Origin of the sequence: Streptomyces sp. Je 1-4 4N24 (genome assembly GCF_026239515.1) — a bacterium.
Classification (GTDB): domain Bacteria; phylum Actinomycetota; class Actinomycetes; order Streptomycetales; family Streptomycetaceae; genus Streptomyces; species Streptomyces nigrescens.
Genome location: NZ_CP110836.1, coordinates 789,642 through 811,023 on the forward strand (window position 1 = coordinate 789,642; position 21,382 = coordinate 811,023).

At 71.9% G+C, this 21,382-nt stretch carries 17 protein-coding genes; 3 read left to right on the forward strand and 14 right to left on the reverse strand.

The window, feature by feature from the left end; genetic code table 11:
• Positions 1 to 236: 236 nt before the first annotated feature.
• Positions 237 to 2,321: a SpoIIE family protein phosphatase gene (locus tag SLV14N_RS03105; RefSeq protein ID WP_208679615.1), complete on the reverse strand. Its 2,085-nt coding sequence runs from the start codon at positions 2,319 to 2,321 to the stop codon at positions 237 to 239.
• 440 nt (positions 2,322 to 2,761) lie between these two features.
• On the opposite strand from SLV14N_RS03105, the gene SLV14N_RS03110 reads away from it, so the two are divergent.
• Positions 2,762 to 4,309, forward strand: a complete 1,548-nt coding sequence (locus SLV14N_RS03110) for an AMP-binding protein (protein ID WP_263267916.1) — start codon at positions 2,762 to 2,764, stop codon at positions 4,307 to 4,309.
• Between the two features lie 55 nt (positions 4,310 to 4,364).
• Here the strand turns inward: SLV14N_RS03110 and SLV14N_RS03115 are convergent, their stop codons facing one another.
• The 3 genes from SLV14N_RS03115 to ligD form a co-directional block, all read right to left on the reverse strand.
• A complete protein-coding gene (locus tag SLV14N_RS03115) occupies positions 4,365 to 4,694 on the reverse strand; it encodes a hypothetical protein (protein ID WP_263267917.1) in 330 nt (109 codons plus the stop codon).
• Positions 4,695 to 4,847: 153 nt separating this feature from the next.
• Entirely contained in the window at positions 4,848 to 6,059 is a 1,212-nt protein-coding gene (locus tag SLV14N_RS03120; protein WP_263273009.1) for a PP2C family protein-serine/threonine phosphatase, read from the reverse strand.
• A gap of 419 nt (positions 6,060 to 6,478) precedes the next feature.
• Entirely contained in the window at positions 6,479 to 7,492 is a 1,014-nt protein-coding gene (ligD, locus tag SLV14N_RS03125) for a non-homologous end-joining DNA ligase (protein WP_093635384.1), read from the reverse strand.
• A 101-nt stretch (positions 7,493 to 7,593) separates the two neighbouring features.
• On the opposite strand from ligD, the gene SLV14N_RS03130 reads away from it, so the two are divergent.
• Positions 7,594 to 8,655: an ATP-dependent DNA ligase gene (locus SLV14N_RS03130; RefSeq protein ID WP_208679619.1), complete on the forward strand. Its 1,062-nt coding sequence runs from the start codon at positions 7,594 to 7,596 to the stop codon at positions 8,653 to 8,655.
• A 25-nt stretch (positions 8,656 to 8,680) separates the two neighbouring features.
• Here SLV14N_RS03130 and SLV14N_RS03135 read toward each other — a convergent pair whose 3' ends face one another.
• From SLV14N_RS03135 to SLV14N_RS03150, 4 genes are all read right to left on the reverse strand, one after another.
• Positions 8,681 to 9,667, reverse strand: a complete 987-nt coding sequence (locus SLV14N_RS03135; RefSeq protein WP_208687668.1) for an MASE1 domain-containing protein — start codon at positions 9,665 to 9,667, stop codon at positions 8,681 to 8,683.
• Between the two features lie 63 nt (positions 9,668 to 9,730).
• The gene (locus SLV14N_RS03140; RefSeq protein WP_208679620.1) at positions 9,731 to 10,564 is read right to left on the reverse strand and encodes a PP2C family protein-serine/threonine phosphatase; all 834 of its coding nucleotides are present in this window, start codon (positions 10,562 to 10,564) and stop codon (positions 9,731 to 9,733) included.
• 198 nt (positions 10,565 to 10,762) lie between these two features.
• A complete protein-coding gene (locus SLV14N_RS03145) occupies positions 10,763 to 12,403 on the reverse strand; it encodes an APC family permease (RefSeq protein WP_263267918.1) in 1,641 nt (546 codons plus the stop codon).
• 310 nt (positions 12,404 to 12,713) lie between these two features.
• Complete coding sequence (locus tag SLV14N_RS03150) at positions 12,714 to 13,220, reverse strand: acyl-CoA carboxylase epsilon subunit (protein WP_208679621.1); 507 nt, start codon at positions 13,218 to 13,220, stop codon at positions 12,714 to 12,716.
• Between the two features lie 289 nt (positions 13,221 to 13,509).
• On the opposite strand from SLV14N_RS03150, the gene SLV14N_RS03155 reads away from it, so the two are divergent.
• Positions 13,510 to 14,766, forward strand: a complete 1,257-nt coding sequence (locus tag SLV14N_RS03155; protein ID WP_263267919.1) for a Dyp-type peroxidase — start codon at positions 13,510 to 13,512, stop codon at positions 14,764 to 14,766.
• Between the two features lie 107 nt (positions 14,767 to 14,873).
• On the opposite strand, the gene hypE is transcribed toward SLV14N_RS03155, so the two are convergent.
• The 6 genes from hypE to SLV14N_RS03185 are packed head-to-tail and all read right to left on the reverse strand — an operon-like array spanning position 14,874 to position 21,183.
• Positions 14,874 to 15,929: a hydrogenase expression/formation protein HypE gene (gene hypE / locus SLV14N_RS03160; protein WP_208687671.1), complete on the reverse strand. Its 1,056-nt coding sequence runs from the start codon at positions 15,927 to 15,929 to the stop codon at positions 14,874 to 14,876.
• A gap of 46 nt (positions 15,930 to 15,975) precedes the next feature.
• Positions 15,976 to 17,100: a hydrogenase formation protein HypD gene (hypD, locus tag SLV14N_RS03165; protein ID WP_263267920.1), complete on the reverse strand. Its 1,125-nt coding sequence runs from the start codon at positions 17,098 to 17,100 to the stop codon at positions 15,976 to 15,978.
• Positions 17,097 to 17,435 carry a HypC/HybG/HupF family hydrogenase formation chaperone gene (locus SLV14N_RS03170; RefSeq protein WP_127154539.1) on the reverse strand — a complete coding sequence of 113 codons (339 nt, stop codon included), beginning with the start codon at positions 17,433 to 17,435 and terminating at the stop codon, positions 17,097 to 17,099. The genes hypD and SLV14N_RS03170 overlap by 4 nt, the downstream gene beginning before the upstream one ends.
• A gap of 51 nt (positions 17,436 to 17,486) precedes the next feature.
• Positions 17,487 to 19,901, reverse strand: coding sequence for a carbamoyltransferase HypF (gene hypF / locus SLV14N_RS03175; protein ID WP_263267922.1), 2,415 nt, complete (start codon positions 19,899 to 19,901; stop codon positions 17,487 to 17,489).
• Positions 19,898 to 20,800: a hydrogenase nickel incorporation protein HypB gene (gene hypB, locus SLV14N_RS03180; protein ID WP_263267924.1), complete on the reverse strand. Its 903-nt coding sequence runs from the start codon at positions 20,798 to 20,800 to the stop codon at positions 19,898 to 19,900. The genes hypF and hypB overlap by 4 nt, the downstream gene beginning before the upstream one ends.
• Positions 20,801 to 20,802: 2 nt before the next feature.
• Positions 20,803 to 21,183 carry a hydrogenase maturation nickel metallochaperone HypA gene (locus tag SLV14N_RS03185; protein ID WP_263267925.1) on the reverse strand — a complete coding sequence of 127 codons (381 nt, stop codon included), beginning with the start codon at positions 21,181 to 21,183 and terminating at the stop codon, positions 20,803 to 20,805.
• Positions 21,184 to 21,382 lie beyond the last annotated feature (199 nt).

Below are 21,382 nucleotides of genomic sequence, written 5' to 3' on the forward strand. Positions count from 1 at the left end.
CGGCATCCAAAAGGCCCCGCTTCGGTGACCGAATAAAACCCCTGCCGACGACTCACGTCAAGGTCTCGTTAAGGCCCTCGGGCAACGAAATCCGCAGCCTTAGAGGCCTCTCTAAACGCTTATTCATGATCCATCGTGGAAATTAAGCGGAATCCGCGTCCGGGCGAGTGGTGCGGATTCCCCGTGGGGAACCGCCGGATCCATGGCCGATCCCGCCGGAACCGCTGCCCGTGCCGTCAGTCCTTGTGCGCGTGCACACGGGCGATGAGCAGCGCGACGTCATCGTGGTCGTGCTCATCGCGCAGGGCACCCAGGAGGCGGTCGCACAGCCCCTCCAGATCGTGCTGGGGCGCGGCCAGCAGTCCCAGGAGGGTGTCCAGGCGGGCGTCGATGGGCTGGTCCCGGGTTTCGATCAACCCATCGGTGTAGAGCACCAGTTGGTCGTCTTCGCGGAGCGGCACCGTGGTCTGCTCGAAGGGGACGCCACCGACCCCGAGCGGCGCGCCGGTGGGCAGCTCGAGCAACTCGGGCGCCCGGTCCGGCCGTACGACGATGGGCGGCAGATGCCCGGCGACGGCTATCCGGCACTCCATGCGGTGCGGGTCGTACACGGCGTACAGGCAGGTGGCGAAGGCCGGGTCGAGGCCGACGGCGATGTGGTCGAGGTGGCGGAGCACTTCGGCGGGGTCGAGGTCGAGGTCGGCCAGGGCGCGGGCGGTGGTGCGCAGCTGGCCCATGGTGGCGGCGGCGTTGATACCGCTGCCCATCACGTCGCCGACCACCAGCGCGGTCTTGTCGCCGGCCACCGGGATGGCGTCGAACCAGTCGCCGCCGACCTCGCTGGCGGCCTGGGCGGGCTGGTAACGGTAGGCGATCTCCATGGCCGTGGGCTGCGGCGGCCGGTGGTTCATCAGATGGCGCTGGAGGGTGAGCGCGGTACGGCGTTCGCTCTGGTACGACCGGGCGTTGTCGATGCACACCGCCGCCCGCGCGGCCAGTTCGACGGCGAGCACCGCATCGTCCTCGTCGAACGGCAGCGGATTGCGGACGCGGTACAGCGACAGCGCGCCGAGGACCTCACCGCGGGCGATCAGCGGCACGGCGAGGTAGGAGTGCAGTCCGGCCTTGCCGAGGAGCGCGGCACCCTGCGGGTCGGCGGCGATATGCGGCAGATCGTCCGCGCTCACCCGCGGGACCAGCACCGGACGGGCCTCGGTCACACACCGGGTGATCAGCCGGTCGGCCTCGTAGGAGGCGATCTGGCCGGTGGGGTCGGCGGCCCGGACGGCTTCGGTGGAGTAGGCCGCGGACACGGCGAGCGCCCGGAAGCGGGCCGGGCCGCCGCGGGACAGCGAGGTCGGGCGCCGGCCGTCCAGTACGGCGTCGAGGACGTCGACCGCGGCCATGTCCGCCAGCTCGGGCACGATCACATCGGCCAGTTCGTGGGCGGTCTGGTCGACGTCAAGGGTGGTGCCGACGGTGGCGGAGGCGTCGGCGATGACGGCCAGCCGCCGGCGGGCGCGGGCGGCCTCGGTGGCGGAGCGATGCTGCTCGGTGACGTCGACGACGGAGGTGGCCAGCCCCAGCACCCGGCCGTGGGGGTCCTCCAGCCGGTAGTACGACACCGACCAGGCCCGGTCGGCGTTGGGGTCGGCAGCGGTGCGGCCCACGGTGTACTGGTCGAGCAGTGGCGTACCGGTGTCGAGGACCTCGCGCATGCTGGTCACTATGGTGTCGGTGTCCAGGAAGGACAGCGCCTCCCGGACATCGCGGCCGATGTGCTGGTCGGCGGGCAGATCGTTGATGCGCTCCAGCGCCGGGTTGACCATCACGAAGCGCAGCGAGGTGTCCAGGACCGCCAGGCCGATCGGCGACTGGGCCACCAGGCGGACGGACAGCGCCAGATCGCGCTCCACCCGGCGCAGTACGGCCTGGTCGGTGGCGATGCCCAGGGCGTAGGACTCGCCGCGCTCGTCCAGCAGCCGCATGTTGCGGAACTCGACGAGCCGTGTGCTGCCGTCCTTGTGCTGGACCGGAAAGACCCCGGCCCAGCTCTCGCCGCCCGCCATGACCTGGGAGAACAGTCCCAGCACCAGATCGAAGTGCTCCGGTCCGACCAGCAGCTGCGCGGCGGGCCGGCCCAGCGCCTCCTCCGCGGTCCAGCCGAACAGCGCCTCGGCCTGCGGGCTCCACAGGGTGATCCGTCCGTCCGCGTCCAGCATCACCGCGGCCACGCCCAGCACGTCCAGCAGGCCGCCGGGCTGCCCCGGTGTGGCCCCCACCGGGGCAGCACCTTCGGGGAACGCGTCGGTCGCACCCATCCAGGCACTCCTTCCGCCGGTCATCGCAGACCGACAGCCGTGGCGCTCTCCGTACATCGGCCGGTTCTCGCTGTGCTTCCGTTGCTCCCCATCATCTCTCGACACGGGACGGACCCGCAGGGAGAGCGAGTTCCGCAGGGCGTCTGCGTCCCGTGCGCGAGGGAGCATTATCCGCCGTGATTCCCAGGTGGGCGACCGTGTTGACGATATTGGGGGCGATGATTCCGGCCGGGGTTCCGGGGCGGGTAGCCGAGGCAGTGGCCATACGCCCCAAGGCCGGCGGGCCATCATGCCCCACCCCGCCCTCCGGACCCGGAATTCCGGCTTGGAGATGTTGATCTCCAGCGACTACCCTGGCTTTAGTTGCCTCTAGCAACTAAACGAGCATCCGGTGCAGGTGCCCGCACGCACCCGCCGGCGTCAGGAGGAAGCCCTACATCATGCCCATCGCCGCCCGGACATTCCGTACCTACGTGGAGGAGAACCTCGATGCACTTAGCGCCGACCCGGCGCGCGAGGCCCTGGTCCACCAGGGCCGCCGCGTCACCGCAGGCGAGTTCCGCTCACTGGTCCACCGCCTGGCACGCGCCCTGCGCGCCCGGGGTGTCGACCGCGGAGCGACCGTCACCCTGCTCAGCGGCAACCTCCCGGAGACCATCGCCGCCCGCTACGCCGCCAATCTGATCGGCGCCCGGGTCAACCACCTCTACAACAAGCTGTCCGCCGAGTCCCAGGCCGATATCGTCCGCGATGTCGAGACCCGGGCCCTGATCGTCGACCCGCGGTATGCCGAACGGGCCGCCGAGGTCACCAAGTTGGCGCCGGTGCCGGACGTCCTCGTACTCGGCCCCGCGAAGCTGGACGCGGATCTGCTGGAGCTGGCGGCCGGACAGTCCGACGAGCCGTTCGCGAGCCGGGCCCGGCCCGACGATGTGTGCACCATCCGCCACACCGGCGGCACCACCGGCCACCCGAAGGGCATCTGCACCACCTTCGAGCAGACGCGCTGGGGCCACGGAGCATCGGCGCAGCAGCCCGGGTACGAGCGCCGGCAGCTGGTCTGCACCACCCTCGCGCACGGCGCGGGCCATATGGCCGACAGGACCCTGCGCGCGGGCGGCGCCGTCGTACTGCTCGACGACTTCGACCCCGGCACGGTGCTCGCCGCCCTCGCCCAGGAGCGCATCACCGATATGCTCCTGCTGCCGCCGCTGCTCTATCAGCTGATGGACCACCCGGACGCACCGCACACCGACACCTCCACCCTGCGGATGCTGACGTACGGCGGCTGCCAGGCATCCCCGGCCCGGATAGCCGACGCGGTACGGATGTTCGGCCCGGTGCTGACACAGTTCTACGGGCAGAACGAGGCCGGCGGCATCAGCGTGCTCACCCAGGAGGACCACGACCCGCAGCGCCCGGACCGGCTGCGCTCGGCGGGGAAGGTGCTGCCCGACGTCGAGGTGGCGGTCCGCGACAAGGCGGGCCGCGATCTGCCGGCCGGCGAGCACGGTGAGGTCTGTGTGCGCTCCGCCATGATCATGAAGGGGTACTGGAAGCAGCCCGAGCTGACCGCCGAGGTGCTGCGGGACGGCTGGCTGCACACGGGGGACATCGGATTCCTCGACGACGAGGGGTACTTGACCATCGTCGACCGGCTCAAGGACATGATCGTCGTGGTCGGCGGCCATGTGTACACCACCGAGCTGGAGGACCTGCTGAACTCGCACCCGCAGGTACTGCAGAGCGCGGTGTTCGGTGTCCGTGACGCCGACCGGATGGAGCGGGTGCACGCCGCGGTGGTACGGGTGCCCGGCAGCGACGTCGATGGGCAGCAGCTGCGCGAGATGGTGTGCGCGGAGCGCGGTGCGATGTACGAACCGCACCGGGTCACCTTCGTCGAGGCGCTGCCGCTCACCGACGCCGGCAAGCCGGACAAGAAGGAGCTGCGCCGGCGGGCCGAGCAGGAGGCCGGCACCCTGACATGACAGCGACGAGCCGCCGCAGCCAAGGGCTGCGGCGGCCTGTCAGTGCTACTGCCGGTCAGAGGATGCCCAGCAGGCCGAAGGGGAAGCCCCCGAAGCCGTAGCCGTAGTTGCCGCAGTCGTGGTGGCCGTTGTGGCCGTTGTAGCCGCCGAAGCCGTTGAAGCCGCCGAAGCCGCCGAAGCCGTTGAAGCCGTTGTAGCCGCCGTTGTTGTAGCAGTGGTGCCAGTGGTGGTGATGGTGACGACCATGGTCGTGACGACCATGGTGGTCGCCGTTTGACGATGCGGCCGGCGCCTGCGGGGTGGCCGAAGCCATGCCGGCGAGCGGGAGGACGGTAGCGGCGGCAAGGGCCGCGGTGGCCACGGAGCGGCCTATGAACTTGCGCATTGCGTTTCTCCTGTGTGGCAGGAAATCTGACATTCGATGAGTACCGCGCCTCACCGGAAACCCTGCAGACACGACGGAGAGCCACTCCAACGGCCCCAAGAATTGCTCCAGTCGCGGCAATGATTCAGTAAAGCGAACCACTGAAAGGCCTGGTCAGAGCCGGATGATGACCAGGGCCGTGTCATCGGTCGCCCCGCCGGACGGCAGCAGCTCCACCAGCAGCGCGTCGGCGAGCGCCTCGGCATCGGCGCCCCGGTGCCGGGTCAGCGCATCGGCCAGCCGCCCCAGACCGACGTCGATGTCCTCGCGGCGGCGCTCGATCAGCCCGTCCGTGTACAGGACCAGCACGGCGTCGTCGGCGAAGGTCACGCGCGCCTCGGGGCGCTCCACATGCTCGGGCCGCGCGCCCAACGGCGGGTCGGTCGCCCGGTCCAGCAGTTCCACGGTGCCGTCCGGGTGCAGCAGGGCCGGCGGTGGATGGCCGGCGCTGCTGTAGGCGATGGTGTGCGTGGTCCAGTCGATGAATGCCTGCACCACGGTGGTGGATTCCGCGCCGTCCACCGAGCGCGCATAGATGCCCAGCACTTCCAGCGCCCGGGCGGGCCCGCCGACGACCCGGGCGGCGGCGCTCAGCGCACTGCGGAGCTGGCCCATGACGCAGGCGGCAGCCAGCCCGTTGCCCACGACGTCGCCGACGGCCACCGCCATCCGGTCCCCCGACAGCTCGGCCAGGTCGTACCAGTCGCCGCAGACGTTGAGCGCACCGACCGCGGGGCGGTAGCGCACCGCGGCACGGTGATGCCCCACGTGCTGCGGCGCGGGCAGCATCGCCTCCTGGAGGGCCAGCACCACCTCCCGCTCCCGGGCGTTGGCCTGCCGCAGCCGCTCGTTGACCTCTTGGAGGTCCTGGGCGCGAGTGGAGAGCTCGGCCGCCATCCGCTCCCGGCCGCCGCCGCGTTCCCCGGCACGGGCCCGGACGATCTCGGTGACCTCCTCGACCCGGTGCACGATCAATTGCACCCGCCCGGCGGCGTCGAGCACCGGCGCATTGACCGGGCTCCAGTACCGCTCCTCGAACACGCCCGGCCGGCCGGGCGCCTCGACGTCATAGCGTTGCAGCGCCATGGTGTCGGGCACCCCGGAGGCCACCACCCGCTCCAGGGACGCCCGGAGATTGCGCATACCGGACGCGTCGGGGTCGTCGGGGTTGTCGGGGAAGACCTCGAAGAGGAAGTGGCCGATCAGCTGGTGGCGTTCGCGCCCGGCCCGCAGCAGCAGCGCCTCGTTGGCATCGGCGATCACCAACTCCGGGGTGATCAGCAGTACGGCGCCCGGCAGCGCCTGGAAGACCGCCGCGTAGTCGATGCCGGAGGTGCTCTCGGGACGCCGCGCCGCCCCTGCCCCGGCGTCCCGCCGGGCCTCCGGTGCGTTCCTGTCGTGCGCCACGTGCGGAATGTTCCCGCCCCGGCGGGCCGGTCGCATGCCGGGGACGGGGCGGGCCCGCCCCGTCGGCAGGCGAACGGCGAGGCCGGTCCCGTCCGGCGGCGGCCGGGGCGGGTACCGCCGTTTGGGTCAGCGCACCGGGGCGCCCGACACCGAGCAGCCACCAGACGACGAACGGTGCCGTCCAGGCGAGCAACATCGCCATCGCGACCGGCAGCGGGGGACGCCGGACCACTCGGAGGCGATGCGGGAGGCGGCCGCCACGGCGGTCGAGCGCCCCGGGCAGGACGTCGTCACGGGGGCTGCGGCACTGACCGCCACGCGCCGGCCTGCGCGCGCCCTCAGCGCTTACGGGCCCGGCTCGGCTGCACCCGGGACGGCTCCCCCGGCATCTTCGGATGGTCGGGCGGATAGGGCAGATCGCCGAGCCCCTCGTCCGCCGCCTGCCGGTCCGCGAGCTCCAGGACGGACTCCAGGCCGAAGGCGTGCTCCGCCATGTCCGCGTGCAGATCGCCGAGTTCGGCGAACCTCGGCGGTACCGTCCGCAGATCGAAGTCCTCGGGGGCGGCGTCGGACAGCTCGTCCCAGTGCAGCGGGGTGGAGACGGTCGCGCGGGGGCGGGCGCGCAGGGAGTAGGCGGAGGCGATGGTCCGGTCCCGGGCCATCTGGTTGTAGTCGACGAAGACCTTCTCGCCGCGTTCCTCCTTCCACCACGCCGAGGTCACCAGATCCGGCATCCGGCGCTCCAGCGCCCGCGCCACGGTGATCGCGGCACGTCTGACCTCGGTGAAGGTCCAGCGCGGCTGGATCGGCACATAGACATGCAGTCCGCGGCCGCCGGAGGTCTTCGGCCAGCCGCGCAGCCCGTGCTCCGCCAGCAGCTCGCGCAGGACGAAGGCCACCTTGACGGCGTCCGCGAAGTCGGTGCCGGGCTGCGGGTCGAGGTCGATCCGCAGCTCGTCGGGGTGCTCGGTGTCCCCGCGGCGGACCGGCCAGGGATGGAACGTCAGACACCCCAGGTTGGCCGCCCAGAGCACGGCCGCCGGTTCGGTGGGGCACATCTCGTCGGCGAACCGTCCGCTCGGGAAGGCGATACGGGCCGTGGGCAGCCAGTCCGGCATCCCCTTGGGCGCCCGCTTCTGGTAGAAGAACTCGCCCTCGACGCCGTCGGGAAAGCGCTGCATGGTGGTGGGCCGGTCGCGCAGGCCCCGCAGCACCCCCTCGGCGACGGCGAGGTAGTACTGCGCGACGTCCATCTTGGTGAAGCCGCGCTCCGGGTAATACGTCTTGTCGGGGTGCGACAGGCGCACCTTTCGCCCCGCGACGTCCAGTTCGACAGCTCCGGCTCCGGCCATGACTCCACGTTAAGTACCGTGCGGCGCCGCCGCGCGCCGGAAGGGCGGCGGGCCCGGCCGCCCGGCGCGCGGGAACCGTCCGCAGCCCGCAGGATCGGGACATGGACCTGCCCGTCATGCCCCCGGTCTCCCCCATGCTCGCGAAGCTGGTGGCCGACATTCCCGCCGGCATGCAGTACGAGGCCAAGTGGGACGGCTTCCGCGTCATCGTCTTCCGGGACGGCGAGGACATCGAGATCGCCAGCCGTACCACGAAATCGCTCACCCGCTACTTCCCCGAGGTGGTCCGGGCGGTCCGGGCCGAGCTGCCCCGGCGCTGCGTCGTCGACGGCGAGATCGTGATCGCCCATGACGGCCGGCTGCACTTCGAGGAGCTGCTGGAGCGCATCCACCCGGCGGACTCCCGGGTCCGTACGCTCGCCGAGCGGACGCCCGCCTCGCTCGTCGCCTTCGATCTGCTGGCCCTCGACTCCGCCGCGCTGGTGCACGAGCCGCAGTCGGCGCGCCGGGAAGCCCTGGTCGAGGCGCTGCGGCCGGCCCGTGCACCGGTGTACACCGCGCCCGCGACAACGGACCAGGAGCTGGCGCGCAGCTGGTTCACGCAGTTCGAAGGGGCGGGGCTGGACGGGGTGGTCGCCAAGCCGCTGGATCTGCCGTACCGGCCGGGCGACCGGGCCATGTTCAAGATCAAGCATGCCCGCACCGCCGACTGCGTCGTCGCGGGGTACCGGCTGCACAAGAGCGGGCCGGTGGTCGGGTCCCTGCTGCTGGGGCTGCACGACAGCGCCGGGCAGCTGCAGCATGTCGGGGTGTGCGCCTCGTTCCCCATGGCCAAGCGGCGCAAGCTGGTCGACGAGCTGGCGCCGCTGCGGATGGACGATGTCTCGGGCCATCCGTGGGGCGAGTGGACCGACGAGGCGGCGCATGCGTCGCGGCGGATGCCGGGCGGGCCCAGCCGCTGGAGCGGCGGCAAGGATCTGTCGTGGGTGCCGCTGCGCCCGGAGTGGGTGTGCGAGGTCGCCTACGACCACATGGAGGGCAGCCGCTTCCGGCACACCGCCCAGTTCCGCCACTGGCGTCCCGACCGTACGCCGGAGAGCTGCACCTACGCGCAGTTGGAGGAGCCGGTGGGCTACGACCTGGAGGAACTGCTGCGGGGCTGACCGCGGGGAGGACGCGGGCGGCGGGTCAGCCGTCCTCCCCCTCCGGCGGCCATCGGCGCCGGCTCTCCCCGGGGGCGAGCCGGTCCACCACTTCGGCCAGTTCGCGGCAGGCCTGCTCGATCTTGCGACGGATGCTGTTCTGCTCGGTGACGATGGCCGACAGCAGCAGCGCGGTGAGCGCCGCGGACGTGTTGAGCGCCTGCAGGTTGACCATCGCCTCCAGCAGGCTCTGGCCCTCGAACGGTCCGGTGCGGCGCGTCGCCGCCATGATGGCCAGGACGGACACCAGCAGCACGCAGGGCGCCGCCCCCGCGAGCTGGAAGCGCAGCGCCGCCCACACGATCAGCGGAAAAACCAGGAACAGCAGCGAGAGCTCGCTGGTGACCGCCACCAGCGAGACCGCGACCGAAGCGACCAGCAGGGCTGCGGCCTCGGCCCACCGATAGGCGGGGACGCCCTGCGGCCACCGGACCTTACGGCAGGCGAGGACGAGCGGGGTGACGACGAGGATGCCCATGGCGTCGCCCACCCACCACGCCGCCCAGGTCCGCCAGAAGCCGCCGGCCGGCAGCGCACCGCTGAGGAGAAGCGTTCCGCTGCCCACCGTCGCGCTGATCAGCATCCCGGCGAAGGCGCCGAGGGCGACCAGCGCCACCCCGTCGCGCAGCCGGTCGAGCCCGGTATGGAAGCCCACCCGACGGAGCATCAGGTAGGCGCACACCGGGGCCAGGGTGTTGCCCGCCATGATGCCGAGGACCGAGACATCGAGCGGGCTGAGGGAGGCGACGACCAGAAGTGTGCCGAGGGCGATGCCGGGCCAGGTCCACAGGCCCAGGAGCAGCAGACAGCTCAGGGAGATGCCGGTGGGCGGCCATAACGGTGTGACCCGGGCACCCGCGATCACCACCTGCTCCAGCAGCCCGATCTGTGCGGTCCCGTAGTAGACGCCGGCGAGCACGAGGATCGTCAGGGCTGCCGGTGCGAGACGGCGGAGTTCCTCGGTGCGCACCACATCAGCCATCAGACAACGCGGACCGCCGGGCGCCGTCCGCGACACGCGCGCCCGGGCCGCGCTTCACCCGGCTCTGGGCGGCGCCGCGTCGAAGCGCAGTACGAGCACCGCGGAGTCGTCGGTGTGCCCGGTGAACTCGGCGACGCTCATCGCCACATCCGCCACGGTGGCCGGATCGCCGTCGGCGTTGGCGCTGACCAGCCGGGTCACCTGGGTCAGCCCGGCCTCTATCGGGAACGACGGCCCTTCGACGACCCCGTCGGTGAGCATCACGAACGCTCCCGCGGTGGCGAACCGGTGGCGGGTGACCGGGTACCTCTCCCCCGGCACGATGCCGAGTGGCAGGCCCCCGGGGTCATCGGCGAGGCCGGACCGGCCGTCGGTGGTGGCCCAGATTCCGGGTACATGGCCGGCGCGGGCGCTGGTCAGCTCCCAGGCGACCGGGTCGAAGCGGACGAAGGTGCAGGTCGCGAAGAGCCCGCAGTCGACCGAGAGCAGCAGGTCGTTGGCCCGGCTCAGCACCTCTCCCGGATCGGCGGCGTGGCCGGCGACGGCCCGCAGCCCGAAGCGGATCTGACCCATGAAGGCGGCCGCCTCGACGTCATGGCCCTGCACATCGCCGACGCAGAAGGCGAGCGATCCGTCGGGCAGCGGGAAGCCGTCGTACCAGTCGCCCCCGATGTCCAGGCCGTGCCGGGCGGGTGCGTAGGTGGCGGCGGCGCGCAGCCCCGGTGTCCCCGGCAACACGGCAGGCAGCATCTCCCGCTGAAGTGCCTCGGCGAGCTCGACCCGGGCCCGCTGTTTCTCGGCGCCTTCCCGCGCCTGGGCGGTCAGCCGCCCGAGCGTGGTCAGCAGATCGTCCGCGCTCGCCGACCGCGGGGGACGACGCCGAAGCATGGGCCGCTCCCAGGTGCGTCGGTGCCCGGGCCACCGCGGCGCGTGCGTGCGTCTCCGCAGTGGCCGCCTGACCTGGCCTCATGGGGCTCTCGGGGAGCCCGCCTCTCCCGATTCATCTTATTTCTGCGGTGTGACTTCCGCTTGACGACTCCGCCCGCCACGGGCCGTCACCCTCTGTAGCCGCTTGCGCGGCAGCGTTCAGACGGCCGCGGGACGGGCCACCTCCAGATGCCGGACACCGGACCGCACGGCCCAGAAGAAGACCGCGAGCGCGAGGGCGGCCACGGTGACCGAGTCGTACGGGGCCGGGAGCCGGCCGGAGCCCTCGAAGGTGCCCAGCCAGGAGAGCACCATCAGGGCGATCAGATAGACCACCAGCCAGGCGCCGGTACGGAGTTCGGCGCCGAGTGAGCGGCTCGGGCCGGCACCGTCGCTTTCCAGGGCGGCCTTGTCACGGGCGCCGGGGCGGCGCATGGCCAGGAAGATCAGCAGGCCGCCGAGCACGAGGGGCAGGGCGAGGCGCAGGTCGTGCCAGCCCGACCAGTAGACGAACTCGCTGGCCACCACGAAGCTGAGCGGCGCGATCCAGCCCAGCCCCGGGATCCAGCCGGCGGTACGGCCGCCCGGTTCGGCACGGAACACGGCGACCGCGACCGCGGAGGCGGCGTAGATCAGCAGATACATGGTGCCCATGACGCTGACGATGTCCTGCCAGCCGCCGAACGGCAGCAGAAAGATCATGATGACGACGAGGTTGATCGCCAGGGCCCGGCGCGGGATGCCGAACCGCTCGTTGACCTTCATGAAGTACCGGGGGATGGTGCCGTTCTTGGCGAGCGCGTAGGTGTGCCGCGCGTTGATCGCCACGCCGACGTACGCCGAACCGCCGGGCGAGAGCACCGCGTCCGCGTACAGCAGGCTGGCCAGCCAGTGCAGATTGAGGATCAGGGCGAGCTGGCCGAACGGTGACTCGAAGGAGACGCCCTGCCAGCCGTTGCCGAGCAGATGCTCGGGGACGGTGAAGAGGAACGCCAGTTGCAGGGCCAGGTACATGATGACGGCGAGGCCGATGCCGGTGAGCACCGCGGCGGGAATGGTCCGGCGGGGGTTGCGGGTCTCGCCCGAGAAGTCCAGCGGAGCCTGGAATCCGTTGACGGAGTAGACGATGCCGCCGCCGGCCAGCGCGGTCAGGCAGGCGACATAGCCGTACGGGGCGAAGCCGCCGTGATCCGTCAGGCGGCCGGAGTGCCAGCCGGAGGCTATCAGCGCGATCACGGTGACCACCGGGATCACGATCTTGAACACCGAGACCAGGTTGTTGAGTTGGGCGAACATCCGCACCGCGAACCAGTTCAGCGCCGTCAGCACGGTGCTCAGGCCGGCGGCCAGGGCCAGCCCGGAGAGCGTGAGGGTGTGGCCGTTGTAGATGCCCGGCAGGTAGTGCGCGGCGTACTGCATGATCGCGCTGATCTCGGCCGCGGTACCGCCCACCGACAGCAGCGTCGACCAGCCGATGAGGGTGCCGACGAGCCGGCCGCTGGCGAACAGGGGCCAGCGGACCGTGCCGCCGCCCTCCGGCCGGGACGCGCCGAGCTCGATCATGACCAGGGCGACCAGCCCGCACAGCAGACCCGCCCCGACCCAGGAGAGCAGCGCCGCGGGGCCGGCCGTCTGGGCCGCGTACATGGCGGCGAACAGCCAGCCGGAGCCGACAATATTGGAGAAGCCGATGCCCGTCAGCCCCCAGAAGCCCAGGTCACGGCGCAATCGGCGCTCCTGCGCCTGCACTTCCGGGACATCGGCCCCGTCGCCCTCACCCGATACCTGACGCTCCGCCACGAGAACGGCCTCCTTGATTCACTGTTCCAGCTCGCCGGACCCTACTCGACGATCACGGAGGAGGAATTTGCCGTTCCACCAGCGGACACTTCCTGCACGCAGCGCAGCGTCGAGGTGCTGGAGAGTGCGGATCGGTACACAGCCGCTCACCCATGATCAGAAGGGTAAGTGGCACCACTGACAACGGCTTTGACCCGCACGGCCCCCGTCGGCACGGACGGCGGGTGCTTCGCCGGGTGAGGTCAGGAGACCTGGTCGACCGGGATGCCGGAGGCCGTCGCCAGGCCCTCCCGGCGGGCGCGAGAGGATCTCAGCCGCAGGTCCAGCAGCCCGACCAGCATGCGGAGCGGTGCGGCGGGTGCCGTCGGCCCGGAGGCTGATCCTCGGGCCGGCCGTCTTCGGCGAGGGCGCGCAGACCGGCGAGTTGGGCGCACAGCACCACGCTGATCGCCGCGATCTCCTCCGGCTCGGCATGGCCCTTCTCGATACGCAGCCAGGAGGCGGGCGGATCGTCGACGGGCGCGCTCCCGTCGAGGGGCGTGGTGTGGCCGACGGTGGCCCCCTCCCCGGCCGCCGTGTCCCCACCGGAGGGTGTGCCTGCACCGCCGGCGGTGCGCTCGTCGGGGGCCGTACCCACGCCGGCGGAGGCGTCCCCGTTGGCGGAGGGAGCGCCATTGACAGAGGGGGCCCCGTCGACGGATGTGCCCTCGCTGACGGGTGCGGCGGCGCCGTTGACTGCGCGCTCCTCCAGGGTGGTGTCCTCAGCGAGGGGGGCGGCCTCGCTGAGGACGGTGCTCGCGTCGGTGGATGTGCTCATGTGTGGGGGTCCATGGGCTCGGTGGTGGTACACGGTCCGTGACGTGCCGCCCGGCGGTCCACGGTGGGTGTTCGGGCAGGTCACAGGGCCGACGCTAGAAGCGCGCCGGGGCGCTGTCGCGCGGTGGGCCCGCCGGCTGCGCCATTCGGACGACCCGCCGGGGTCCCAGGCGTGATATCCGGGGCCGGGGCCGTGTTGCTCCCGGCCCTCACGGGGTCGGCGGCGAGCATCGCGCACAGGGATGTGCAGGCACGCGGCTGCCGGATGACGCAGTCAGGATGGCGGGACGATGAGACGTGATCAGGCCGACGACGGGTGTGCCCTTCCGCGGCACGACGGACGCCGGGGGTTCTTGAAGTGTGCGGCGGGGGTCGCGGGGGTGGCCGCCGCGGGACTCGGCGGGCAGGCGGCCGCCGCGCCGGCGGACCGGCCGGTGGGCGGGTTGCGCGACGGCGGGCTGCTGCCCGACAAGGTGCCCTTCCACGGGCGTCATCAGGCCGGCATCGTGACCCCGCAGCAGCTCTTCGCCGGCTTTGTCGGCTTCGATGTGCTGGCCCAGGACCGCGACGGCCTCACCGCCCTGTTCCAGAAGCTCACCACGCGGTCGCGGGTGCTGGCGGCCGGGGTGAAACCGCAGGACGAGCGGGTCGCCTCGGAGGAGCCGACCTCCGACTCCCTCACCATCACCCTCGGTGTGGGCGCCTCGCTGTTCGACGACCGCTTCGGCCTCTCCGGGCACAAGCCCCGGCATCTCAAGGCGATGCCGGCCTTCCCCGACGACCGTCTTGAGCCGGCCCGCTGCCACGGTGATCTGTCGTTGCAGGTCTGCGCCCAGCACCCGGACGCCGTCGTCCATGTGCTGCGCGATCTGGCGCGGGAGACGGACGGTCTGCTGCGGCCCCGTTGGCGTGCGGACACCTTCCTCAACCCGTCGCGGCCGTCGGGGTCGCCGCGCACCTTCGTCGGCTTCAAGGACGGGATCGTCAATCCGGAAGTCGGCTCGGCCCGGGAGATGGACCGGCTGCTGTGGGTGACCCCGCCCTGCGGGGAGCCGGACTGGGCACTGGGCGGCAGCTATCAGGTGCTGCGCCTGATCCGCTTCCATGTCGAGAAGTGGGACAAGGTGCCGGTGTCCCGCCAGGAGAAGATCTTCGGCCGGCGCAAGGCGAGCGGTGCGCCCCTGGACGGCCGGCACGAGTCTGATGTGCCGAGGTACCGCGAGGACCCGCACGGCAGAAAGATCCCGCTCACCTCACACATCCGACTGGCCAACCCCCGCACCGAGAAGACCGACAAGTCCCGCTTCCTGCGCCGGAGTTACAACTACGACGCCGGTTACGACAGCAAGGGGCGGATGGACCTCGGGCTGGTCTTCTGCGGCTACCAGCAGGACCCGGAGCGGCAGTTCGCCACCGTACAGCGACGCCTCCGGCACGAGCCGCTGTCCGAGTTCATCACCCCCATCGGCGGCGGCTACTTCTTCGTGCTGCCCGGGGTACGGGGCGCCGACGACTGGTTCGGTTCCCGGCTGCTGACGAAGACCTGAGCAGGTCCGGCCCATGGACAGAGGGCGGCGCCGAAACCCGGCGCCGCCCTCTGCCGTACCCCGGACCTGCCGACCGTCAGCGGCGCGGGAGCTCCGGGGCACGCGGCTCAGCAGATCCGCGGCAGCTGCTCGCCCAGCGGCAGATCGACGACCCGGGTGCCGCCCAGCGGGGTGCGGGCCACGACCATGCCGGGGTGGGTCTCGACGGTCTCCCCGATGATCTGCGCGCCGGCGCCCAGGGGGTGCGCGCGCATCGCGTCCAGCACGGCGTCGGCGTGCTCACGGGGGACGAACGCCACCAGCTTTCCCTCGTTGGCGACGTACATCGGGTCCAGGCCGAGGATGGCGCAGGCATTGGCGACGGCCGACGGTACGGGGATGGCGCGCTCCTGGATGACGATGCCGGTGCAGGAGGCGGTGGCGATCTCGCACAGGGCCGCGGCCAGCCCGCCGCGGGTGGGATCGCGCAGCACATGCAGATCGGGGGTGACGGCGAGCATCGACTCGACGAGGCCGCCGAGGGCCGCGCAGTCGCTCTCGATCTCGACGCCGAATTCCAGGCCCTCACGGACGCTCATGATGGCCACGCCGTGGAGGCCGATGTCCCCGCTGACGATCACTACATCGCCGGGGACCACCCGCTGCGGCCGCAGATCGACGCCCGCCGGGATCAGACCGATGCCGGCGGTGTTGAGGTAGACGCCGTCACCGTGGCCCGCCTCGACGACCTTGGTGTCGCCGGTCGCCACCTCGACCCCGGCGGCCCGCGCCGCCGCGCCCATGGCGTCGGCGACCCCGGCGACCACCGGCATCTCGACCCCCTCCTCCAGGATGTAGCCGCAGGAGAGGTAGGCGGCTCTGGCGCCGCTCATGGCAAGGTCGTTGACGGTGCCGTTGACGGCGAGGTCGCCGATGCAGCCACCGGGGAAGAAGAGCGGCCGCACGACATAGGAGTCGGTGGAGAACGCCAGCCGGACGCCGCCGAGGGACACCGCCGCGGAGTCACCGAGCTGGGCGAGGATCTCGCCACCGAAGGCGGGGGCGAAGATCTGCTGGACGAGTTCGGCGGACAGCGCACCGCCACCGCCGTGCCCCATGACGACGCGGGGCTGGTCACGGAGCGGGGTGGGGCAGGTCCAGCCGGAGATGTCGACGGTGGGCAGACCGCGGTCGGCCGGGGTGGGGCCGCCGGGGGTGGGGTGCTTGGTGTCAGGCAACGGGGCTCGCCTCCTGCGGGGTGGGCGTGGTGCCGAGTCGGCGGTAGAGGTAGTAGGCGGCGCAGGCGCCCTCGCTGGAGACCATGGTGGCGCCGAGCGGGGAGCGCGGGGTGCAGGTGGTGCCGAAGGCTTCGCACTCATGCGGCTTGAGGAGCCCTTGGAGGACCTCCCCGCTGCGGCAGGCGGCGGGTTCGCGGGTGGTGATGCCCTCGACGGAGAAGCGGTGCTCGGCGTCGTAGTCGCGGTAGCGCTCCGACAGCCGCCAGCCGCTGGCGGGGATGGTGCCGATGCCGCGCCAGGAACGGTCGGTGACCTCGAAGACATCGGCGAGCATGGCCTGGGCGGCCGGGTTGCCCTCGCTGCGAACGGCGCGCGGATAGGCGTTGTCCACGGTGTGTTCGCCGCGCTCCAGCTGGCGGACGGTGCGGCGGACGCCCTCCAGGATGTCCAGGGGTTCGAAGCCGGTGACCACGATCGGCACCTGGAAGCGGTCGGCCAGTTCGGGGTACTCCCCCATGCCCATCACGCTGCAGACGTGACCGGCGGCGAGGAACGCCTGGACCCGGCAGCTGGGCGACGTCATGATCGCCTCGATGGCGGGCGGTACCCGGACGTGCGAGACCAGCAGGCTGAAGTTGGGGATGCCGAGCTTGCGCGCCTGATGGACCGTCATGGCGTTGGGCGGTGCGGTGGTTTCGAAGCCGATGCCGAAGAACACCACCTCGCGGTGCGGGTTCTGCTGGGCGATCTTCAGGGCGTCGAGCGGGGAGTAGACGACCCGGACGTCGCCGCCCCGGCTGCGCACCTGGAACAGATCGCGGTCGCTGCCGGGCACCCGGAGCATGTCGCCGAAGGAACAGAAGATCACGTCGGGGCGCGAGGCGATCTCCAGGGCCTTGTCGATGACCTCCAGCGGCGTCACACAGACCGGACAGCCCGGACCGTGGATCAACTCGACCTCATCGGGCAGGAGTTGGTCGATACCGTGACGGATGATGGTGTGGGTCTGTCCGCCGCAGACCTCCATCAGGGCCCAGGGCCGGGTCACCGTGGCCCGGATCTCGTCGAGCAGCCGCCGGGCCAGCTCGGGGTTCTGGAATTCCTCGAGGTACTTCACCGGCTCGTCTCCCGCGCTCCGTCGTTGAGGGCGGCCGGGGGTGTGCCGCCCGCCCCGTCCCACCCCTGGGAGGCGGCAGCCGCTTCCCAGGGATCACCGAACTCCTCCTGCAGCAGGCCCAGTTCCTCGAACAGGGCGAGGGTGTGCCGGGCGGACTCCTCGTCCAGGCGCTGCAGCGCGAAGCCGACATGGACGATGGCGTACTCACCGACCTTCAGGTCGGGGACGTACTCCAGGCACACCTCCTTGACCACTCCGCCGAAGTCGACGGTCGCCATGCGGGTGCCGTCCCGTTCCTCGATGTCCAATACCTTGCCGGGTACCGCCAGACACATGGGGCCTCTCCTCGTCGTGGGTACGTTGCGTCCGCCGTGCCGCGGTGCCGCTCAGCGCACGGCGGCTCCTGCCGTGCGCGCCGCCACGACGATCTGACCGAGCGCCAGTCCCCCGTCATTGGGCGGGACGCGGCGGTGGCGCAGGACGGTGAAGCCGTCCTCCCGCAGGAGGCGGGCGGTGGCCTCGGCCAGCAGGGTGTTGGCGAAGACCCCGCCGGTCAGTGCCACGGTCGTCAGACCGGCGCGCTCCCGGGCCCGCGCGCAGCCGCGCCGGACGAGATCGGCGACCGCGGTGTGGAAGCGGGCCGCGATCAGCGGTACGGCGGTGCCCGCACGGACGTCCTCGACGACGGCGGTGAGCACCGGCGCCGGGTCGGCGACGAGGTCGGCGGCCCCCGGTCCGGCCGGCCCGGCGCGCAGCGCGAACGCATAGCCGGGTCCGTGGTCCTCGCCCGCGGCCAGGGCCGCCGCTTCGAGGGCGATGGCGGCCTGGGCCTCGTATCCGGCATGGTGGCAGACCCCGGCCAGCGAGGAGACGGCATCGAAGAGCCGGCCCATGCTGGAGGTGGGCACGCAGTTGAGGTGGCGTTCGAGCTGCCGGGCCAGCAGCGGCCGCTCGTCCGGGGGGCAGGCCGCCACCGGGGGCAGGTCCTCGGCCCAGTCGATGCCGGCGGCGCGCAGGTGGGCGAGGGCCATCCGGTAGGGGCGCCGTACGGTGGTGTCGCCGCCGGGCAGCGGGACATAGGCGAGCTGTCCGAAGCGGCGGTATCCGTCGTAGTCGGCGAGGAGGATCTCGCCGCCCCAGATGGTGTGGTCGTCGCCGTAGCCGGTGCCGTCGAAGGCGACCCCGATGACGGGGCGGCCGTCGCGGAGGCCGTGTTCGGCCATGGCCGCGGCGATATGGGCGTGATGGTGCTGGACGCGTACCAGCGGCCGGCCGTCGGTGTGGGACTGCGCCCACCGGCCGGAGCGGTAGCCGGGATGCCGGTCGGCGGCGAGGAGTTGGGGACGTACGCCGGTGACGGTCTCCAGATGCTCCTCGGCCCGCTCGAAGGCGAGCTGGGTCGCCAGATCATCCATGTCGCCGATGTGCGCCGACAGCCATGCGCGGTGCCCTTCGGCGAGGCAGAGCACGTTCTTGAGGTCGCCGCCGGTCGCGAGCGCGGGCCGGACCGGCACCGGAAGAGGGATGGGGAACGGCGCATAGCCGCGGGAGCGGCGTACGAACAGCGGCTCCCCGTCGCTGATGCGGACCACGGAGTCGTCGCACGGGATCCGGATCGGCCGGTCGTGGGTGAGCCAGGCGTCCGCCAGGTGCGCAAGGCGCCGTACGGCCTCGTCGTCGTCGGTGACGATCGGTTCGCCCGCGACATTGCCGCTGGTCATCACGAGCAGCCGGGGCCCCGGAGGGTCGCCGGGCAGTCCGAGGAGCAGGTGGTGCAGCGGGGTGTACGGCAGCATGACACCCAGGTCGGGGCTGCCGGGGGCGACGGCATCGGACAGCGTGGGTGCGCCCGGGGCCGGTGCCGGATGCGGGGTGCGGCGCAGCAGGACGATCGGGCGTACGGACCCGGTGAGCAGCGCGCGTTCCTCCGCCCCTACCCGCACCAGGTGCTCCACATCGACGGCATGACGGGCCATCAGCGCGAAGGGTTTGTCGCCGCGGGCCTTGCGGTGGCGCAGCAGGGCGACGGCGGTGTCATCGGAGGCGTCACAGACGAGGTGGTAGCCGCCGAGGCCCTTGACGGCCACGATCGCGCCGTCGGCGAGCAGCCGCCGGGTGTCGGCGACCGGGTCGGTGCCGGGTGCCGGGCGCGGGGGGCGGGTGCGCTCGGCGGGGTCGGCGGTCAGCAGCCGCAGCCGGGGGCCGCAGTCATGGCAGGCGATGGGCTGGGCATGGAACCGCCGGTCGCCCGGGTCCGCGTACTCCCGCGCGCAGCGGGGGCACATCGGGAAGCGGTCCATGGTCGTCAGCGCACGGTCGTAGGGGACCGCGGTGACGATGGTGAAGCGCGGCCCGCAGTGGGTGCAGCTGAGGAAGGGGTGCCGGTAGCGGCGGTCGGCCGGGTCGGTCAGCTCGGCGAGGCAGGCCTCGCAGGTGGCGGCGTCCGGGGCGACCAGGGTGCGGGAGGGGCCGTGGGCGCGGGAGGGGAGGATGCGGAAGCCGGCTTCGCCCGCCACGGCGATGTCCTGGCCGTCGACGGTCTCCACGACGGCCAGCGGGGGCGCCTCGCCGCTGATGCGTTCGCCGAAGCGGGCCAGCGCCGCGGGGGCGCCCTCGACCTCGGCGACGACGCCCTCGCCGGTGTTGGTCACATGTCCCGTCAGGCCCAGTTCCGTGGCGAGGGTGTGGACGAACGGGCGGAAGCCGACGCCTTGGACGACGCCGCGCACGGTGATCCGGCGGCGTGCGGCGGCTGTGGGAGGGGCCGTCACGAGGGCCCCCTCGGCCTGCCCGGTGGTCATGAGCGGCTCGACGCCACGGTGTCGGGGTCGGCGGTGTGCGCATGGCCGCCCGGTACCTGATGGGCGTGTGTGTGCTCCCCGGCGTGGGCGTGCTCTTCGTTGTGCGGGTGCGCTGCTTCGTGGGTGTGGCCTGCTTCGTGGGTGTGGCCTGCTTCGTGGGTGTGTCCCTCGTCGCACGGCTGGCCGTCCTCGGCGTCGTGGACGTGGTGGGACTTACGGGTCATGACCGGGATGTGCACCGGCGCACCGTCCCGCGCCGCCAGCGCCCGGTCCAGCAGCAGACCGTCTCCCTCACCACCGCGCGCCGAGGTGAGGACGACCTCCACGCCCGGGTTGATGCGTTCGACGTTGGCGCGGAACTCCTTCTCGTCGAAGGAGACCGCCTCGGCGATGTCCATCTTGGTGACCACGACCAGGTGGGCGAGCCCGAAGGCGGTGGGGTACTTCAGCGGCTTGTCCTCACCCTCGGTCACCGACGCCAGCACGATGCGCAGCGTCTCCCCGAGGTCGTACGAGGCTGGGCAGACCAGGTTGCCGACGTTCTCGATGAACAGCAGGCGGGTGTCGGCCGGGAGCCAGCCGTGGAGGTGCCCGCCCAGCATCTCGGCCTCCAGGTGGCACAGCCCGTCGGTGAGCACCTGTTTGACGGGCACTCCGGAGCGGGCCAGCCGGACGGCGTCGTTCTCGGTGGCGAGGTCGGCGGTGAGCGCCGCGACCGGAACGCCCCGGCTGCGGGCGAGGGTGAGCTCACGCTCCAGGAGCGCCGTCTTGCCGCTGCCGGGGCTGGAGAGCAGATTGACCAGCGCGGTGCCACGGGCGGCGAGGTCCTCGCGCAGGGTGTGGGCACAGGCGTCGTTCTTGGCAAGGACCGCCTGTTGCAGGTCGACGACACGGCACATGTTCAGCGCTCCTCATGAGTCGGTACGTGTACCGGGGCGTCGTTCCAGCACACACTGACGATCTGCAGTTCCCGGCCGGACAGCAGCTCGGCCGTGGCGCCGCCGCAGCCCGGACAGCTGAGCTGCGGCGGCATGCCCACCGGCCAGGTGTCCGCGCAGGGGCCGCAGCGGGCGCGGGCCGCGACGGATTCCGTCACCAGCTCCGCGCCCTCCAGCACCGTTCCGGCACAGGCGAGTTCGAAGGAGAAGGCCAGTGCGTCGGAGACCACCCCGGCCAGTTCGCCGACCTGCAGCCGGACGCTGTTGACGCTGGTGGCCCCGGCGGGCCGGGTCGCGCTTTCGACCTGGTCCACGACCGCAAGCGCGATGGACATCTCGTGCATCGGTCCCTCTCTGGTGCGGGGACGACCGGGTGCCGCTCGGTTTCATTAGACGGCGCGTCCGAAGGGCGGCCGGGGTGCCTCGCCGGGGCGGCGCGGCGGCGTACGCCGTTCGGTGCAGCGCCGCCCGTCACATGGAGCGAATGCGCATATAGCGCTTGATGTCAGGCAGCACGGACTTCACGACGAGGGCGAGCGCGGC

Coding starts and splice junctions, on each gene's coding strand:
- SLV14N_RS03105 (WP_208679615.1), bottom strand. CDS start 2,321: ATGGGTGCGACCGACGCGTTCCCCGAAGGTGCTGCCCCGGTGGGGGCC.
- SLV14N_RS03110 (WP_263267916.1), top strand. CDS start 2,762: ATGCCCATCGCCGCCCGGACATTCCGTACCTACGTGGAGGAGAACCTC.
- SLV14N_RS03115 (WP_263267917.1), bottom strand. CDS start 4,694: ATGCGCAAGTTCATAGGCCGCTCCGTGGCCACCGCGGCCCTTGCCGCC.
- ligD (WP_093635384.1), bottom strand. CDS start 7,492: ATGGCCGGAGCCGGAGCTGTCGAACTGGACGTCGCGGGGCGAAAGGTG.
- SLV14N_RS03130 (WP_208679619.1), top strand. CDS start 7,594: ATGGACCTGCCCGTCATGCCCCCGGTCTCCCCCATGCTCGCGAAGCTG.
- SLV14N_RS03140 (WP_208679620.1), bottom strand. CDS start 10,564: ATGCTTCGGCGTCGTCCCCCGCGGTCGGCGAGCGCGGACGATCTGCTG.
- SLV14N_RS03150 (WP_208679621.1), bottom strand. CDS start 13,220: ATGAGCACATCCACCGACGCGAGCACCGTCCTCAGCGAGGCCGCCCCC.
- SLV14N_RS03155 (WP_263267919.1), top strand. CDS start 13,510: ATGAGACGTGATCAGGCCGACGACGGGTGTGCCCTTCCGCGGCACGAC.
- SLV14N_RS03170 (WP_127154539.1), bottom strand. CDS start 17,435: ATGTGTCTGGCGGTACCCGGCAAGGTATTGGACATCGAGGAACGGGAC.
- hypF (WP_263267922.1), bottom strand. CDS start 19,901: ATGACCACCGGGCAGGCCGAGGGGGCCCTCGTGACGGCCCCTCCCACA.
- hypB (WP_263267924.1), bottom strand. CDS start 20,800: ATGTGCCGTGTCGTCGACCTGCAACAGGCGGTCCTTGCCAAGAACGAC.
- SLV14N_RS03185 (WP_263267925.1), bottom strand. CDS start 21,183: ATGCACGAGATGTCCATCGCGCTTGCGGTCGTGGACCAGGTCGAAAGC.